At 55.8% G+C, this 16894-nt stretch carries 12 protein-coding genes; 6 read left to right on the forward strand and 6 right to left on the reverse strand.

The genetic code is table 11. The features are described from left to right. Positions 1 to 457 precede the first annotated feature (457 nt). The 6 genes from JMJ16_RS39390 (at position 458) to JMJ16_RS39415 (ending at position 10061) form a co-directional block, all read left to right on the forward strand. Complete coding sequence (locus JMJ16_RS39390; protein ID WP_236601898.1) at positions 458 to 2872, forward strand: cation-translocating P-type ATPase; 2415 nt, start codon at positions 458 to 460, stop codon at positions 2870 to 2872. A gap of 262 nt (positions 2873 to 3134) precedes the next feature. Beyond that, positions 3135 to 6281: an AAA family ATPase gene (locus JMJ16_RS39395; protein ID WP_201390376.1), complete on the forward strand. Its 3147-nt coding sequence runs from the start codon at positions 3135 to 3137 to the stop codon at positions 6279 to 6281. Positions 6282 to 6368: 87 nt separating this feature from the next. Beyond that, complete coding sequence (locus JMJ16_RS39400) at positions 6369 to 7643, forward strand: DNA double-strand break repair nuclease NurA (RefSeq protein ID WP_201390377.1); 1275 nt, start codon at positions 6369 to 6371, stop codon at positions 7641 to 7643. Between the two features lie 191 nt (positions 7644 to 7834). Beyond that, a complete protein-coding gene (locus JMJ16_RS39405) occupies positions 7835 to 8485 on the forward strand; it encodes a CpXC domain-containing protein (RefSeq protein ID WP_201390378.1) in 651 nt (216 codons plus the stop codon). A 95-nt stretch (positions 8486 to 8580) separates the two neighbouring features. Further along, complete coding sequence (gene mog, locus JMJ16_RS39410) at positions 8581 to 9066, forward strand: molybdopterin adenylyltransferase (RefSeq protein ID WP_201381926.1); 486 nt, start codon at positions 8581 to 8583, stop codon at positions 9064 to 9066. Between the two features lie 77 nt (positions 9067 to 9143). After that, positions 9144 to 10061: a WD40 repeat domain-containing protein gene (locus tag JMJ16_RS39415; RefSeq protein WP_201390379.1), complete on the forward strand. Its 918-nt coding sequence runs from the start codon at positions 9144 to 9146 to the stop codon at positions 10059 to 10061. Positions 10062 to 10128: 67 nt separating this feature from the next. On the opposite strand, the gene JMJ16_RS39420 is transcribed toward JMJ16_RS39415, so the two are convergent. From JMJ16_RS39420 to JMJ16_RS39445, 6 genes are all read right to left on the reverse strand, one after another. Beyond that, complete coding sequence (locus JMJ16_RS39420; RefSeq protein ID WP_201390380.1) at positions 10129 to 11406, reverse strand: pitrilysin family protein; 1278 nt, start codon at positions 11404 to 11406, stop codon at positions 10129 to 10131. Positions 11407 to 11546: 140 nt separating this feature from the next. Continuing rightward, positions 11547 to 12902 carry a hypothetical protein gene (locus tag JMJ16_RS39425; protein ID WP_201390381.1) on the reverse strand — a complete coding sequence of 452 codons (1356 nt, stop codon included), beginning with the start codon at positions 12900 to 12902 and terminating at the stop codon, positions 11547 to 11549. A 147-nt stretch (positions 12903 to 13049) separates the two neighbouring features. Next, positions 13050 to 13859 (reverse strand): ABC transporter permease, encoded by an 810-nt coding sequence (locus JMJ16_RS39430; RefSeq protein ID WP_201390383.1) that lies wholly within the window; start codon positions 13857 to 13859, stop codon positions 13050 to 13052. A gap of 4 nt (positions 13860 to 13863) precedes the next feature. After that, positions 13864 to 14724, reverse strand: coding sequence for an ABC-2 family transporter protein (locus tag JMJ16_RS39435; RefSeq protein WP_201390385.1), 861 nt, complete (start codon positions 14722 to 14724; stop codon positions 13864 to 13866). Then, entirely contained in the window at positions 14711 to 15841 is a 1131-nt protein-coding gene (locus tag JMJ16_RS39440) for an ATP-binding cassette domain-containing protein (RefSeq protein WP_201390387.1), read from the reverse strand. The genes JMJ16_RS39435 and JMJ16_RS39440 overlap by 14 nt, the downstream gene beginning before the upstream one ends. A gap of 409 nt (positions 15842 to 16250) precedes the next feature. Then, entirely contained in the window at positions 16251 to 16754 is a 504-nt protein-coding gene (locus JMJ16_RS39445; protein WP_201390389.1) for an HIT domain-containing protein, read from the reverse strand. Positions 16755 to 16894: the final 140 nt, after the last annotated feature.

The following is a 16894-nucleotide window of genomic DNA, read 5'->3' on the forward strand; positions in this document are numbered from 1 at the left end:
CAAGTTAGGCTGGTAAAATTTTTGGTAAGGACCAGCTTCAGCGCGTCCGAACGCCATTTATGGCAGTGCGGTGCTAGCCTTTTATTGCCTGTGAAAAGCGACCTTATACATGACATGGCACATGGATACACTTCAGGCTCCGCCCACAGGCGATTAATCGCCTTCGGACGCGCTGAAGCTGGTCCCTACCGAGCGGGGAGCGTCTCCCTCAGTTTGTGTTGAATGCGTGAAAACATGAATTGTACCCTCCGGATGAGGTTTGACTTCTCTCTTTTTGTGGGGTATAGTGTCTGCTGTACCCCTACCGGGGGGGTATGGATAGTAATTCGTATCATGGTAGTAATGCGTATGCAATGTGTAGGGGCGAGACTTGCTCAGCTTCAATGTTCATGCAAGCTTGGACTCGCCGATATTATAAATTTGATGTGATTCGTTTGTTAGAACGAGGTTCGTTCCCATGAGTATGGAGACACATACACCGTCTGAGAGTCTCTCTCAGGCGACATATATGCCCGAGCAGCTCTCCTTCGCGGTGGAGGGGATGACCTGTGCTGCCTGCGCGATGCGTATAGAAAAGGGCTTGAAGAAGCTGCCAGGTGTCAATGAGGCTAGCGTCAACCTGGCCTCTGAGATGGCGAGCGTGGCCTTCAATCCTCAGCAGGTCGATTTTGCGCAGATGGCGCAGAAGGTAGATGCCCTGGGCTATAAGGCTATTCCTCGCGCCGATGTGGTGGTTCGTCCAGCAGACGAGGAGGAGCAAGAGGAGGAGGGCGAGGCCCTCGATCCCCTGCAGCTCATTGCCCAGCGCCAGGAGGAGCAGAGCGCGCGCCACCGCGCCGAGCTTGAGCGCAAACGCAGCCTGCTCATTGTGGGCGTTATCCTGAGCGCTATTGTGGTCTTCTTCAACATGTTCTTTATGGGTGCTAGCATGCCCGGCATGGGCAATATGAATACCATGCTGCTGGCGTTTACCGCGCCAGTCTGGGGCATGGTTGGCTGGGAGTTCCACCGCAACGCGCTGAAGAATCTACGCCATCTGAGCGCCACGATGGATACCTTGATCTCCTTTGGCTCGACGGCAGCCTTTGCTCTCAGTATCGCAATCACCTTTAATCCCTCGCTGGGAACTATGACCTTTTACGATACGACCGCGCTGATCATTACCTTGATCTACCTGGGTAAATATCTGGAGGCACGCGCGCGCCTACGCACGAATGATGCTCTGAAGAAGCTGATTGGCTTACAGGCTCATGTGGCCCACGTTGTGCGCAAGGGCCAGGAGATGGATATTCCCGTGGCGCGGGTCCGCGTGGGCGATATCTTGCGCGTGCGCCCTGGTGAGAAGATCCCCGTGGATGGCGAGGTTTTGGGGGGCCAATCCTCTGTCGATGAGTCGATGTTGACCGGCGAGAGCCTGCCTGTCGAGAAGGCTGAGGACGACACGGTCATTGGCGCAACCCTTAACCAGCAGGGTCTGTTGCAGGTTCGGGCAACCAGGGTGGGCGCCGATACCATGCTGGCCCAGATCGTACGTATGGTAGAGCAGGCCCAGGGCTCAAAGGCACCGATCCAGCGCCTGGCCGATACTGCCTCGGGTATCTTTGTTCCAGCGGTGCTCGTAGTTGGCCTGCTCACCTTCGTTGGCTGGTTGATCTATGGCAACCTCTTCTCTCTGCCCCCCATGATGATGCCGATATATATGGGCGGCCACCTGATGAACATGCTCATGCATATGGACCCTACAGTCAACGCCCTGGTAACGGCGATCACGGTCATCGTGGTGGCTTGCCCCTGTGCGCTGGGTCTGGCGACCCCAACGGCAATTATGGTTGGAACGGGCAAGGGTGCCGAGCAGGGCATTCTCATCCGCGGCGGTGAGAGCCTGGAGCGCATTCAGGCCATCGAGGCCGTCATGCTCGACAAGACCGGTACCGTTACGCGAGGCAAGCCTGAATTGACGGATGTATTAGTTTTGGATGAGACCCTGGACGAGGAGACGCTGCTGCGGCTGGTCGCGCAGTCCGAGCAAGGGTCAGAGCATCAACTGGCGGCGGCCATCGTCGAGGGCGCGAAGGCGCGGGGCCTTGCCCTGGCACACTATCCCACGCGCTTCGTCGCACTTCCAGGACGGGGCGTCGAGGCCCTGGTGGAGGGGCGTGAGTTGCTGATTGGGAATCGGCGCCTTATTCAGGAGCATGGAATCGCCTTTGACGCGCTACTGTCACAACTTGAATCTCTGGAGCAGGCGGGCAAGACAGCAATGCTGATCAGTGTGGATGGCAATCTGGCGGGTCTGGTCGCCGTCGCGGATACGGTCAAGGAGAGTTCGGCCGCAGCCATCGCCGAACTGAAGCAGCGCGGCCTGGCGGTCTGGATGATTACTGGTGATAACGAACGCACGGCCCGGGCCATTGCCGAGCAGGTGGGCATCGATGCCGAGCATGTACTGGCTGATGTTCTGCCCGAGGAGAAGGCCAGGCAGGTCAAGAGCCTGCAAGACCTGGGCATGGTCGTGGCTTTTGTGGGTGACGGCATTAATGATGCGCCTGCCCTGGTGCAGGCCGATGCCGGCATCGCCATGGGGACCGGAACCGATATCGCTATGGAGGCGGCGGATATTACTCTCGTGAAGGGCAATCTGCAAAGCGTGGTGAGCGCGCTGGAGCTTTCGCGGGCCATGATGCGTACAATCAAGCAGAACCTCTTCTGGGCCTTCGCCTACAATGTGCTCTTGATTCCTACGGCCATTCTCTCGCCGCTGATCCCCTTCCTACAGACCCAGGCCCCCATCTTTGCCGCAGGCGCAATGGCGCTCTCCTCCGTCACAGTAGTGACAAACTCCCTACGCCTGCGCGGCTTCCGCGTTAAATAATGGGTAGGGTTTCACCTTAGACAAATAACCGGTAAGGGTGTGGAGGGTGCTGGCAGCCTGCGGCTGCCAGCACCCTCCACACCCTTACCCGGGCGAGCGCCGCAGGCGCTCGCCCCGTAGACATAAGGTGTACCACTAGATTATGTTATAATCTGGCGGTACATTTGTATTTCTTTTCCGCTTTTGCCCCGCTGAGCAAGAAAAGCAAATTGGGAGAGTTTGATCGTCTGTGTCGTTTGTTGGGAAGGCTGGCTGACCTGCAATGCTCATTACGCGTATTGAGTTAGAGAATATCAAGAGCTACCGTCATTTTAGCGTAGATTTTCGCCGTGGGACGACGGCCATTAGTGGTGAAAACGGGGCCGGCAAGACCACTCTGGTTGAGGCTATTGGTTTCGCCCTTTTTGATTCCCTTCCCTATAGCCAGGCGCGTTTCGTGCGCGAGGGCGAGAAGTGGGGCCGGGTACTTGTCCATCTGCTGGGCGGAGATGAGCGTCCGTATGTCGTGGAGCGTCGCTGTGGCTCCGGCTCGCGCTGGCTGATTCACGATGAAGAGGCCAATATGCGCATCGAGCAGGGCGCCGATGTACTGGATAAACTACATGAGCTCTTCGGCATTGATCGCGAACGTCCGCTCGATTCGCTCTTCCGCGATGCCCTGGGCGTCCCCCAGGGAACCTTTACCTCCATCTTTCTTGAGGCAGCGAGTAAGCGCAAGCAGACCTTTGATGCGCTGCTCCAGATTGAAGATTACAAGGCCGCCGCCGAGTATCTGTTGGATTCGCAGAAAGATTACCGCGAACAGATGCAGCAGCGTCAGAGCCGCATTGATCAGCTTGAGTATGAGACGCGCGAGCTTGAGCAGTGGCGTGAGCAGTTGAAGCAGTCTCGCCAGGAGGACGCGCAGCAGAAGGTGCGTAATGCCGAGCTTACAACAACATTGGCACAACTGGAGAAGCGCGAGCAGGAGCTGAATGCGCAATATAACCAGCTCCAGGATCTACGCCGCTCTTCCGAGGCGCGCGCCAGCCAGTATGATTCTGCCCGTAGCATCCTGGCAAACTATCAGCAAGCTCTGGCACAGGCCCAGGCCGCCGAACAGATCGCCCGCGAGACAGAGAAGGGTTATCAGCAGTATCTCCAGGCTGAGAGCGTGCTTGAGCAACTGCGCCAGCAGGAGCAGCAGCGCAATCGCTTGCTCAAGGAGCAGGCACGTCTGGGTAATAAACACGCTTCGATTGAGATGAAGGCGAAGGGGCTGCATACGCGTTTGCAGGAGGTAGAGCAGGCACGCCTGCGTATCGAGGCGCTCCAGCCAGATGTACAGCGTCAGCAAGAGTTGGAGGAGCGACGCGATGAGCTACTTCAGAACGTCAAGCTCTATAAGTCCATCTGCGAAGAGGGGAAGAACCAGCGTGAACGCCTGGAGAGCACGAAGAAGACTGGCGGTGTGCTGGAGCAACGTATCGCGGCGATTGAACCATTGGTAGAGCTGGCTCAACGCCTGCCAGAGCTTGACCTGGCGCGCTCGCGCTTGCAAGTACAGAGCGTCGAGCGCAAGAACAAGTTTCAGCAACTAAATGAGAAGCGGCGTGCCTTGCAGGAGCGACACGATCAGCATGCGCCCCTGCTCACCAAACTCCAAAAGGCCGAGCGCAATGTCCAGCTTATCGATGAGAATCGTGCTGAAGCGGAAGAGATGCCTGCGCTTCAGGAGCGCTTGAATGAAATCAACGCCCGCCTTCATCGTCTGGATGGCAACATCGAGGCCTATAGTGATTCCCTCAAGCAGTCGGCGGGTGGGCAGTGTCCCCTCTTGCGCGAACCCTGCCTCAATATCAAGAATCGGGGTATGGTCAGCCTGGAATCCTATTTCGAGAACCTGCTCGTCGAGGAGCGTGCGCAGCGGCAGCAGGTCCTCATTGAGCGCAAGGACGTTGAGACTCGCATCGAGCAGATCAAAAAATATGCCGATGCCCTGGGCAAATATAGCCTCTATGTCGAGAAGCGCGATGATCTCAAGCGGCAGATGCAGCAGCTAGAGAGGGAAATGGAGCAGCTTGAGGAGACATATGCTGAACTGGAAGCCCAGCTTGAGATGCTCAAAGAGCATGATAGTCGGGTGCGTGAAAACGAAGAACAGTATAAAGAGAGTAAACTCGCAAGCGAGAAGGTCGCCACTCTGCCAGGGCTGCGCGATCAGCTCCAGCAAAACGAGCAGCTCATCACGCAGTACGAGACCGATATCCAGACGATGCGCGAACGCGCCAACCAGTTGCGCGATAGTGAGCCGCGTCTACAGCAGGTCAACGAGCAATTGATTACCCTCAACGATCCACGCGCGCAACTGCGTGAGCAGCGAAATATCGTCGCCCAGGCTGCCCAGTTTCAGAAGGAAGTGGCCGAGGCGGAGCAGGAGCTTGCGGAACTAAACACCCAACTCGCCGCCCTGCATGAACAGCTTGCGGCCTACTATGAGCTTGATGAGAGTATCAAGGGACAGGAGGAGCTACGCCAGCGCTCCCAGGGCGCGCATCAGAACTACCTCAAGCACATCGAGCAGGCGCGAGCCTTGCCTGAGCACGAGCGTGTCTGCCACCAGCAGGAGCAGGAGACCGAGCAGGCTCACCAGCGTATGCGCGAGGCCGAGCAGGCATACATGCAGGCCCGAGCCACCTTCAATGAGCAGGAGCTTGACGAGGTGCGCAGGCAGCGACGCGACCTGCACGGCGAGATTAGCAGCCTCGCGGAGAAGATGCAGCAGATCCAACGTGCCATCAACGAGGCTGAGCAGCGTATCCAGAACGCTGAGCAGCAGTTGCACGAGCTGGTGGAGGTGCGTCAGGAGTACCGCGAGCTGGAAGACCTGCACACTATGATGGAATACTTCCGCAAGGTGATCAAGGAGGCCGCGCCCTACGTTCTCAAGGCCATGCTCAACGATATCTCGGCCGAGGCTAATCGTATCTTTGGCGAGATCATGGGTGACCGTAGCGCTCAACTCTCCTGGCAGAACGATTACGAGGTGGTGCTACGCCGTCAGGGCGTTTCTCGTACCTTTGCACAGTTGAGCGGTGGCGAGCAGATGAGCGCCGCCCTTGCTGTGCGCCTGGCCCTGCTCAAGAAGCTCTCGACACTCAATCTCGCGTTCTTCGATGAGCCAACGCAGAACATGGACGAGCTACGCCGCATGAACCTTGCCGAGCAGATCCGCCGTGTCCGTGGCTTTGAGCAGCTGATCGTCATCAGCCACGACGATACATTTGAGCAGGGGCTGGATAGCCTGATTCGTCTGCGCAAGGCCAGCGGCGAGACCCAGCTCCAACAGGAGGGACTCTCTGAGTCATCCTTTAGCGACGAAGCGCTCTACCCCAACGGGTCCAATGAGCCTTCCATGGAGCATGTTTAATCTGTTGGTGTGTAGAGGACCCTGGCGGCCTAGGCCGCCAGGGTCCTCTACACACCAACATCACACTTAACAAAAAGGAGTTTGCTCATGCTGCACAAAGGCAAGCTGCTCGCTGCCCTGAACTTGAAGCGCGGTCAGTTCTCGCTCTATGACGGCAGCTTTGGCGACCAGCTCAAGTCCTATCGCCATGTGCTGGAGAACCTCTATCATCGCTATCCCTCCAGCGCAGCGCTGGAGCAGATTCTGCCACCAGCAGAGGCAGGGATGCCCTCTGCTGGTGCTCGCCCAACCATCGAGTTTGACCACTGGCTGGCTGAGGCCGCTTTGCGTGAATATCGCGGGCCCCACTATCCCTTTGGTCAGGCCTTTGCCAATCATGAACAGGCCAATCAGTGGGCCGAGTGTATCGAGGGCGTCACCACGATTGCCGTGGATGGCAGCCAGTTGCTTCCCTGGCGCGATGCCTCGATTCCAGTCGCGCTGGTCCAGGTGGGCTTTTTTGTCAATCCGCACGGGCACAACCGTCCCTACACGAAGGATGTACGCCTTGAAGTGTTAGCCCCAGATGAGATCATGGAGGATGCACGCAAAGAAGGGGATGACCCCGATAGCTATCCCTACTCCGATATGCAGGTGACGCTGCGCCGCTATCTGCTGGAGATTGAGACGCTTTGTAATCTGATGGAACAGCAGGCGCGTAACCGTCGCGTCGATGATCCTGCTCATAGCCCCGTGGTCTTCTTCGATGGCTCGCTGGTGGTCTCGTTCGCCTTGACCATGCTTCCGCAGTATCGCCAGAAATATGTTGATTCGGCGGTAATGCTCCTAAAGCTCTCCGAGGACTTGCGCGTTCCTTTGATTGGGTATATCGATACCAGCTATGCCCGCGATATGATTACCATGCTGCGCCGTGTGGATGGGGCCGACCGCCAACCTATTCTGCGGGATACCAAGAAGATCCACGACGCCCTGCTCTGGCAGGGACATATGAACTGGGGTGATCGCACGCCTGCCATGTTGTGTGCGCGTAACGATATCCTCGATAGCTATGGGCCCTATCGCGACCGCGTCGCCTTCTCGTACCTGCAAACCTCCTCTACGCGCCCGCCTGCTCGCCTGGAGTTCCCGCGCTGGATGCTTGATGACGGACTTGTAGAGCCAGTGATGGATGTAGTACGTGCCGAGATTATTATTGGCAAGGGCTATCCCTATGCGATTGAAACCGCCGACCAGGTCTCAGTCATTCGCTCGGTTGACCGTGACATCTTCTACAACCAGTTTCAAGATTTTATCCAGCATCAGGGCATGAAGTTCACCTACTCACAGAAGTCTATGAGCAAAGGACGCCGCCGCTATCCTTAATTCAACCCTCTTTGAGGGAAGGTTCTTCCTCGCTCATGTGTTATACTAAGTTACAATAGAGAAAAGATTCATAAACTAGCGTCAGGTGTGTGCTGTGGGTTGGCAGCCTTCGGCTGCCAACCCACAGCACACACCCACTATCTACAGCGAGCGCCGCAGGCGCGAGAAGTGAGAAACAGAACCTAACACATATGTCTCGTTCAACAATACACACTTTCACTTGCCCCTGTGGCGAAGTGTTTTCCAGCTCAATATACGAGTATGTCAACGTCGCTAAAGATGCCGGTCTCCGCTATACCGTGCTCGCGGGCCTGCTCAACGTCTCCGTCTGCCCCAATTGTGGACTGAAAGCGGCTATCTCGACGCCTTTCATATATTCAGACCCGGCTCACAATTTGTTGGCCTATGTCCATCCACGTGGCGATGCTCCTCAGGAGGCACGGCTGCTCATCTTAGAGAATCTGCGCTCGGCCTATGAGAACGTCGAGGCGCTGCTCGTGGCTCGTGATAGAGCCGATGGGCCTGGCGATCATATCGCGACGCTCTCCCCTCGCCAGGCCCAGGACCTGCCCCCATTGCAGGTGGTCTTCGGCCTGGATCAGCTCTCAGAACTTATCAGTGGAGTACTCGCGCCGGAAGAGCGCCTGGGTAAGCTCGCACTGAGCACTCAGAGCCGGAACGATGCGGAGCGCGGCCAGTTTTACAGTATCGCGCGCAAGCTTGCCAGCGAGATGGACTGTAGCGTGGAGGTGGAGAGTCTCCCCGACGAATATGTTGTCTGGCTCTACGGTTCACGGCGTCAGATCGGTGCCCTCATGCGCGAACTCGCCCCTGGAGGGTAATCATAAAAACATAATTGATGGTGTGGATGACGAGGCAAAGCCTCGTCATCCACACCATCAATTATGTTTTTACAGGATAGAGTAGGATAAATACCATGATTACCATTGGTGTACTGACGATCAGCGATGGTGCCTCGCATGGGCAGCGGGAGGATCTGAGCGGGGCGCGCATCCGTTCCCTGGTGACGCAGCTCCCAGAGGCGCTTATTCAAGCAGGCGCAATCGTGCCAGATGAGCGTGACCAGATTTCAGCCCTGTTGCGCGAGTGGTCTGATGAGAAACGCCTGAACCTCATCTTGACGACCGGCGGGACTGGCCTGGCGCCACGCGACGTCACCCCCGAGGCCACACTTGACGTTATCGAGCGCGAGGCTCCCGGCATCGCCGAAGCCATGCGCTTCAACAGCCTGCAATATACGCCTATGGCGATGCTCTCCCGAGGCGTGGCAGGCGTGCGTGGCAACTCGCTCATCATCAACCTTCCAGGCAGCCCCAAGGCCGTCAAAGAATGCCTGGAATATATCCTGCCTGTCCTGCCCCATGCCATCAACCTGCTTGTAGAAGGCCCAAAGGAACATTAAAGGTTGTAGGTGGGCTACGGATTGGCTGCCGAAGGCAGCCAATCCGTAGCCCACCTACAATGATAAATGGAGGCCATATGCATACATTGCTCGATGCTCACAGCGATAATATCTTTGCTGTGGCCTGGTCTCCTACAGGTGAATTCCTGGCCTCCTCTGGCCGTGACAGCAAGGTGCATCTCTGGCATTTCACCTCGGGACGGCTCCAATATACCTATCATGAACCCTCGACCACCTGTTTCCTCTCCCTGGCCTGGTCGCCGGATGGGCGCTACCTCGCGGCTGGCTCGACCACTGGCCCGGTTTTTCTCTGGGATGTGGCGACAGGATCCGACAAACCCCAGCTAATCTATCGTGGACATCGGCGCTTTGCGCGCTGCCTGGCCTGGTCGCCAGATGGGCGTTACCTGGCCTCTGGTGGTGACTTTGGAGATAATACGGTGCAGGTCTGGTCAGCCACGTCGGGGAAGCTACTCACAACGTATACCGCTCAATATCGCATCTTCTCGCTTGGCTGGTCGTCAGATGGAGTCTATCTGGCCTCGGCCAGCTTTGATGGCAGTGTGCATGTCTGGTCGGTGCCGGATGGAGTGCCCGTGTTCATCTATCGCGGCCATAGTGGCCCAGTCTATGCGCTTGACTGGTCACCTGTTCATGGCTACCTGGCCTCGGCTGGGGAGGATGCGGAGGTGCATATCTGGAGTGTGCCAGGAATCGGCCATCAGTCTGCTTCGGCCCCGGCAATCATTGAGCCGCGTGTCTTGCCCATGCATACGCGTCCCATTAAAACACTGGCCTGGTCGCCAGGTGGCGAGCGACTTGCTAGCGCGGGCGAGGACAAGCTGGTGAATGTCTATGAGCCGTTCGCGACCGAACCAGGCGCGACGCTGCATACCTTTACCGAGCATCGCGCCTGGGTGAGAGCCCTGGCCTGGTCGCCCGACGGCACATGCCTGGCCTCGGCCAGCGCCTCTGATATTTATCTCTGGTACTGAATGTGGGTGTGGTGGGTGCTGGCAGCCTGCGGCTGCCAGCACCCACCACACCCACATTCAGTACTTACTAAACTTCTGCTAGCAGTTCCTCTTCGTTCAGGGGACCAAGCGCGGTGAGCACTTGTTTCTCCTGCAAGGGGAAGCTGCGCAGGGCACGCATGACGTCCTCTGGCGTGACCTTCTCGATGCGCTCAATCTCCTCTTCGACGCTTAGCAGGCGGCCCTCAATGACCCAATCGCTGGCCAGGGCCCGCATACGGACGAAGGTGGACTCATTGCTGATGACGATGCTGCTGATCAGCTTATCCTTGGCGCGCCGTAGCTCGTCCTCGTGGACGCCGTCTGCCAGCAGGCTGTTTAGCTCATCGCGGAGCATCTTGAGCACGCGGGGGGCGCTATCAGGAGTTGTGTTGGACTCCATGATCATAATTCCGGTGCCCTCCATGGACCAGATGCCCGCGCTGGCCGACTCGGCTAGGCCGCGCTGATAGATGTTCCAGAAGAGACGCGAGCCATCGCTATCGCCCAGGATGCTACCACCCAGCATGGCTGCGTAGTAGTCGGGGTGTTTGACGTCAACGGTGGGCATGGCCAGGATCATGATCTGCTGCTTCAGCTTGGGATCGACCACGATATTATTGATGGGTTGCGCTGGTTCATAGTGGGCCGCGTTACGACTGGCATCGCCTGTACGCCAGCCTGAACAGTGCTTCTCGGCCATTTCGACCAGGTGATCCCAGTCGAAGTTACCGGCGACGGTAAGGACCAGGTTGTTGGCCGCGTAGCGCCGCTGCCAGTACTCGCGCATCTGCTCAATGTGCATCCCGCGAATGCTCTCGCGTGTGCCCAGGACATCGTGGCCAAGGGGATGCTCCCCGAAATACGTCTGCATCATGCGACGATAGGTCAGGTTATAGGGCTGATCCTCTGAGCGAGCGATCTCGTTGACGATGACCTCTTTCTCCATATTGAAATCGTTCTCGTCTAGGCGTGGATACATCATGTCGCTCAATAGCTCCATGGCGCGATCCAGGTACTCGCCGAGCACGCGAGCGTAGTACACGGTCGCCTCGTGGGAGGTAAAGGCATTGATCTCCGCTCCAATCTTATTGAATTCCAGCGTGATCTCCTGCCAGTCCAGGTGTTGGGTTCCCTTGAAGACCATGTGCTCCAGGAAGTGCGAGACGCCCGCGACCTTTGGATCATACTCATCGCGTGAGCCGGTGCGGACATAATAGGCGATTGCCACCGATTCAAAGTCTGGCATGGGCTGGCCCACGATCTGTAGACCATTGCTCAGCCGGTGCGTATGAAACACAGCGCCATTATTCTGGCTCTCTGACATCGAATGCTCCTTTCACAATTCGGCTGCGCCACCCCCACTACGTGAAGCCTCGCCTCCGAAAGATATACTGTTTGTGCCTTCTCTCTTCAACAGGCAAAAGGACATATTACTAGCATGATAGACCTGCTGTGGATTAATTGTCAAATGATCTTAGGGTGTTGGACAATCTCGTCGGTGGCCTGGCGCGCCTCCAAGCTGGCGAGGGGCAGGTCGGGCCAGATCTCGTGCGCTTTGGCGTTTCCAGCAAGCAGGATGTTGAAGCGCGCTAAGAGATAGGCGTCGGCGTTGCTCAGCTCACTCTGGGTCGAGGTCCGGGAATAGTTGATATAAAACTGCGCCGCCGCCAGGCAACCTCGTGCCCCCCTATCGCCTGTCGCAAACTGCCAGTCCGCGTCCTGCTGCTTCTGGGTAATCTGTCGATAGCGGGGATCGCCAAAGACCGTTCCCATGGTGAGTGTACAGGCAGGGTTGTTAAAGCCACTATATCCCTGGGGGAGAAACATGATCTGCCAGCTATCTTTGACCCTGCTAATACGGAGCAGGACCAGGGTCTGGTGATTGGTGCGCGATTGCTGGCTGGTATTGTCTCCCTGAAAGCTCCAATGCTCGCGTACCACAACGAAGGTGTCCCAGTAATGCTGACTGTCAGCTTGATGGTTATTGCCTACTGGGACCGTGCAGAAGAGGCGACAGTCTTGTTGTTGCAGTGTACAGCCCGGGCCGACAGTTGGTCCATCACAGGCGCCTGGCCGTTGCGTATCTGTATCCAGGAGAAAGCTCTGCGTTGCCTGGATACGCTGGTGCGCGGTGAAGGTCTCTTGAGCATCATAGTCCAGCTTATACTGTTCGCCGGGCTGCACATACTCGCTGCTACCTTGTTTGTCCAGAAAGCCCTGGACCGCTTGCTTGAGGTTCGTCTGCTCATCGCCTGGAAGGCTTGTCAGATTGACGGCACGCGGAAAACTAATGACACTGGCTTTGTACTGAGCCGTGTTGGCGCTGCTGGTGAGGCAGGCCTGCCCCCTGGCTGGAGGCGCGCTGCCTGCGCCCGGCACGGTAAGCTGGCAGGTAAGAGGGGCAAAGGGCTCGCCCTCCCAGGTGAGCGTATGGATTCCACTGGCCAGGTGTATGGGTTGCTCATTGAGGACTGTCGGCAAGGGGCTATTAGAATTATTATACGGCTTACCATCGACGCTGAGTTGTCCCCAGCCGGGCAAGAGTTGCACAAAATACAGGTTGCGCGCATTGGGGCCAGGAGTGTTGTTCCCTGAGAAACTCTCGCCAATAAGCACGCGTACTGGAGCCAGGCTTGCCAGAAGACCAAGCAGCGCCAGGACGATAAGTGCGCTTGTCCAGAAAAGGCGTCGCCGCTTCTGCTTGCGTGTCAGGCGTGATCCAAGCCAGAGCCTGCGTACTCCGCCCTGTTTCTCCGCGCCTGGCAGATCGCTGACTTCTATTGTCTTATCATCAAATTCATGTTCGGGTAACTGGTGCATACGCCTGGCTTCCTCGTATCTCGTGTTGAAAGTAGTGTGCCTCTAGCAATGATAGCGCAGAAAAGCAATCCTGGCACATCTCTTCCAGGGGAAAGAGAGTGGAGCATGCTGGCAGCCCTCGGGCTGCCAGCATGCTCCACTCTCTAACTACATTTGTGAACCCATCAAATTTCCACTTTCATAGCGGCGTAAGCCAGCTTCGAACAGGCCAGCAGCAGCCAGGATGAATATGGCTACTGCACTGATAAGGATGCCCAGTAGTGACCATGAAAAATGACGAAGGAGTTGTAATGGCACAAACGAGATAAAACCAGCAGGTAGAACGGTGAAGAGCAGCACGCGCACAAATCCGTTGAAGATATCCATCGGGTATGTGCTGAATGAGATCAGGGCACCAAACAATTGTTGAGCCATCCCTTCAGTGTTGCCGAGAAAAAATGCAAGCGAGTTAAGCAACACCATAAAAGCGGTATAAATGAGTGAGACCAGCAATACCAGGAGGATAAAGAGTCCGATATGACCTATGTCTGGTCGCACTAAGAGCAGGTAGGCGCCAATGGCAAAGATGATATCTCCCCATGCAGTCGGATCAGTCGCGGCAATACATACATGGATCAGTGCATAGCGAGGCATCCCCAGATACGCATCCAGACCTCCATTCATCACCAGAGCCGAAATCTGGCGGGCATTGCCAAATATGGCGACACTGATGCCAAATCCACAGGCCGAAACGGCCCATAAAATGACAATATCGCTCCCTTGCCACCCATTCACGAGAGGAAATTGTTGGAAGTAGTTCCACCAGAAGAAGAGCCAGAGCGAGTCGTTTGCGAGCATAGCAACGACCTGTACAATAAAGGCGGAACGATATTCGAGCGCCGCTTGCGTATTCGCGATGGTATAGGCATGGATCAAGCGGACCTCAGAAATGCAACGTTTAAGCCAGCTCATAGCCATGTTTCTACCCTCCATTGATGTTGACGCGACGCACTGCAGCATGATAAATGCTCAGCATAATAATTATTCCCACTCCCAGTGTCGCGAATTGTTGCACGAGCAGGCCTGTAAAGCGAGCGGTTTCAAAATGTACCAGGGTGCGCGATGGCCCATAGAGAATGGTGCTAAATGGTAAGACCTGGGCGATACTGCGTAATGGCTGGGGAAAGATTTCAAGCGGCGCCAGTACGCCTCCCAGTACTAGAGTGAGCCGACTCAAAATGAGTGAAAACGATTGTGTTTCCTCGCTCCAGAACGCCATTAATCCAATGCTAAAGTGCATGACGAAGTCAATGCTGAGCGCGAGGAAGGCGACAAGCGGCCAGGCCAGCACTCCTTGCCAGGTGAAATGGGGAGGACCAGCCATAATAAAAGCCAGCACCGTCCCTATCAGTGCATTCATCAGCAGACGAACCAGGCGCTCCCCCAGGTAGTGAGCATAATTGTAAAGCACGTAACTGCTGGGACGTCCTAGCAGGTAGGCCAGTTGTCCAGAACGGACCTCTTGATCAATGCGCCTGGTTAAGGCAGGTAGGCTCATGGCAATGGCCTCACCCGCGACGAGATACCAGATCATATCCGCGATACTAAAACCGCTCAGGACGCTGGTTCCACGCAGGGCAAAGGTCGTTTTCCAGAGTTGGGTGAGAACGAAGACCAGTACGACCAGCAATAATGCGCGAAAGAAGACCTCCATGATGTATGCCAGGTTATTTAAGATACTCACCCGTAAGACGGCCAGGTATTTGAGGGTAGAGAGGCGGCCTCGTTTCTGGATGCGCTCAACGATTCCCCCTGCTGGCTCCCTCTCGCTATACATCTTCATGGAGTAGCTCCCTTTCCGCTCCTGCTTGCTGCTGTACGACCTCTTCAACCTGAGTGTGAGTGGTACTGCTTGTTTTCTCCCTCTGTTCCCCATAGATCGAGGCGATAATTTTCTCCATCGGCGGGTCCGAAATGGTCATATCCAGAATATGTTGTTGCTGCATAATGCTTGCAATGACCGGCTCTAGTGGGCAGCGGGCAGTATCGACTTCGAGCGTGAGACTATGCCCTTGCGCCTTTAAAACCTGGATGCCTTCCTGGGCGAATGCGGGCGTAGCTAACTTCATTTGCAACCGGGATTGAGGAGCATGATCGCTAGTGATCAGACTCTCAACATTCTCAGCCAGTTGCAGCTCAATGGTCTTCGCTTTCAGGTAATCGCGCTTCAGAATCGCCACCGATTCATCCAGGATGATCTCTCCATGATTGATGACCACTGCCCGGCGGCAGACCTGTTCGACATCGCCAGCGTCATGTGAGGTGAGAAACACGGTCACGCCTTCTTCCACATTCAGCAGACCTATGAGGTCTCGAATGCGCTGCTTGGCAATGACATCCAGGCCAATCGTTGGCTCATCCAGAAAGACGATACGTGGCTTATGCAGAAAGGCTGCCGCCAATTCACAACGCATGCGCTCACCTAGACTCAATTTCCGTGCTGGCGTGTGAATATAGTCAGCAATGTCAAAGACCTCAATCAGAAAGTCTCGTCGCTTGCGGTACTCATCCATATCCAACTCATAGATGCGTGCCAGAAGATTGAAGGTGTCTTGTGGTGGAAGGTGATACCACAACTGTGATTTCTGCCCAAATACACTGGAGATGTGGTAAGCCAGTTGTCTCCGCTGTTGCCAGGGGGTGAACCCAAGCACCTGTGCCTTGCCTGCCGTAGGGTGGAGAATACCGGTCAGCATCTTAATGGTCGTGCTTTTACCAGCTCCATTGGGACCAATAAAGGCCAGCACTTCACCCGCTTCAAGGGCAAAGCTAATATGCTTCACGGCCTCACGTGTCCGATAACGCGGCGCCACAAACGATTGGAGACTCTGAGCAAGACCCGAAGCCCGCTCCCGAATCCTGAAGGTCTTGGCTAATTGTTCCACTTCGACGATTGGCATACATACCCTCCTTTGCCTGAGAAAAGTAGATCCAGAGTAAAAAAAGAGAGAGGCGCAGGTGTGTCGCCTGCGCCTCTCTCTTTACCTCATTCTGCCTATTGACAGCTACGTTGTAACGGTAAGCCTACTGATGGAGAATGAGCTAGAGGACAACGACACCTTACCCGAGGATATTCCACAAGGGAATAACATTGGGCAATGGAGGCAAACATGGTAGTGGTAAACCATACGCTCTGCGCCTGCATGGTGGTTATCGCCATCCTTCTACTCTAAGCACATATATAACTTAGAGCAATTGTACAGATAAAGTTCGCGCTTTGTCAAATAGTTTTTCTCCAGAGAAGGGTATGTGGTGGCGTGCTGGCGGAGCCAGCACGCCACCACATACCCTTCTCTGGAGAAAGTTTATCTATTCCTGGTTGTTCTGGACTTTTGCCAGGGCCTCTTTGAGCTGCTGGTAGACGGTATCGATGTGTTCAGGCATGACTTTGATATCGGCCAGGACGGGCATAAAGTTGGTGTCGCCGTTCCAGCGCGGAACGACATGGAAGTGAATATGTTCCGCGAAGCCCGCGCCCGCGACCTTCCCCTGGTTAAATCCCATATTAAAGCCATCGGGATTCATAGCCAGGCGCAGGGCCTTGATGGCGAGTTGAGCCAGGGCCATCATCTCGGCCAGCGTCGCGGCATCAAGCTTCTCTAGTGCGCCGATATGCTGGTAGGGCGCGACCATCAGGTGTCCATTGCTATAGGGATAGAGATTGAGCATTACAAAGCAGTGCTCGCCGCGCTGGAGGATATGATATTCCTCGTCGCGCCCTTCGGCTGGCTGGGTACAGAAGATACAGCCGGGCTTGGGTGGAGTTTTGGGTTGAATAAAGGCCATGCGCCATGGCGCCCATAAATTTTCCATAGACATCCTCTACAGTGTGCAAGTTGAAAATTTTTGTTCTCGTGAAGAGCTGCTCTTAGAGAGAGTATCACATCACAGCGAAGCCTGCTATGTTTGGGAGTGGATGCTGTAGGTGTTGGAGAGGGAAAAAGAAACGTGCC

The sequence above is a fragment of the Ktedonobacter sp. SOSP1-52 genome (assembly GCF_016587395.1).

What these genes read in the sequence shown, in the direction of transcription:
- JMJ16_RS39390 (WP_236601898.1), top strand. Translation starts at nt 458, where the DNA reads ATGAGTATGGAGACACATACACCGTCTGAGAGTCTCTCTCAGGCGACA.
- JMJ16_RS39395 (WP_201390376.1), top strand. Translation starts at nt 3,135, where the DNA reads ATGCTCATTACGCGTATTGAGTTAGAGAATATCAAGAGCTACCGTCAT.
- JMJ16_RS39400 (WP_201390377.1), top strand. Translation starts at nt 6,369, where the DNA reads ATGCTGCACAAAGGCAAGCTGCTCGCTGCCCTGAACTTGAAGCGCGGT.
- JMJ16_RS39405 (WP_201390378.1), top strand. Translation starts at nt 7,835, where the DNA reads ATGTCTCGTTCAACAATACACACTTTCACTTGCCCCTGTGGCGAAGTG.
- mog (WP_201381926.1), top strand. Translation starts at nt 8,581, where the DNA reads ATGATTACCATTGGTGTACTGACGATCAGCGATGGTGCCTCGCATGGG.
- JMJ16_RS39415 (WP_201390379.1), top strand. Translation starts at nt 9,144, where the DNA reads ATGCATACATTGCTCGATGCTCACAGCGATAATATCTTTGCTGTGGCC.
- JMJ16_RS39420 (WP_201390380.1), bottom strand. Translation starts at nt 11,406, where the DNA reads ATGTCAGAGAGCCAGAATAATGGCGCTGTGTTTCATACGCACCGGCTG.
- JMJ16_RS39425 (WP_201390381.1), bottom strand. Translation starts at nt 12,902, where the DNA reads ATGCACCAGTTACCCGAACATGAATTTGATGATAAGACAATAGAAGTC.
- JMJ16_RS39430 (WP_201390383.1), bottom strand. Translation starts at nt 13,859, where the DNA reads ATGGCTATGAGCTGGCTTAAACGTTGCATTTCTGAGGTCCGCTTGATC.
- JMJ16_RS39435 (WP_201390385.1), bottom strand. Translation starts at nt 14,724, where the DNA reads ATGAAGATGTATAGCGAGAGGGAGCCAGCAGGGGGAATCGTTGAGCGC.
- JMJ16_RS39440 (WP_201390387.1), bottom strand. Translation starts at nt 15,841, where the DNA reads ATGCCAATCGTCGAAGTGGAACAATTAGCCAAGACCTTCAGGATTCGG.
- JMJ16_RS39445 (WP_201390389.1), bottom strand. Translation starts at nt 16,754, where the DNA reads ATGGAAAATTTATGGGCGCCATGGCGCATGGCCTTTATTCAACCCAAA.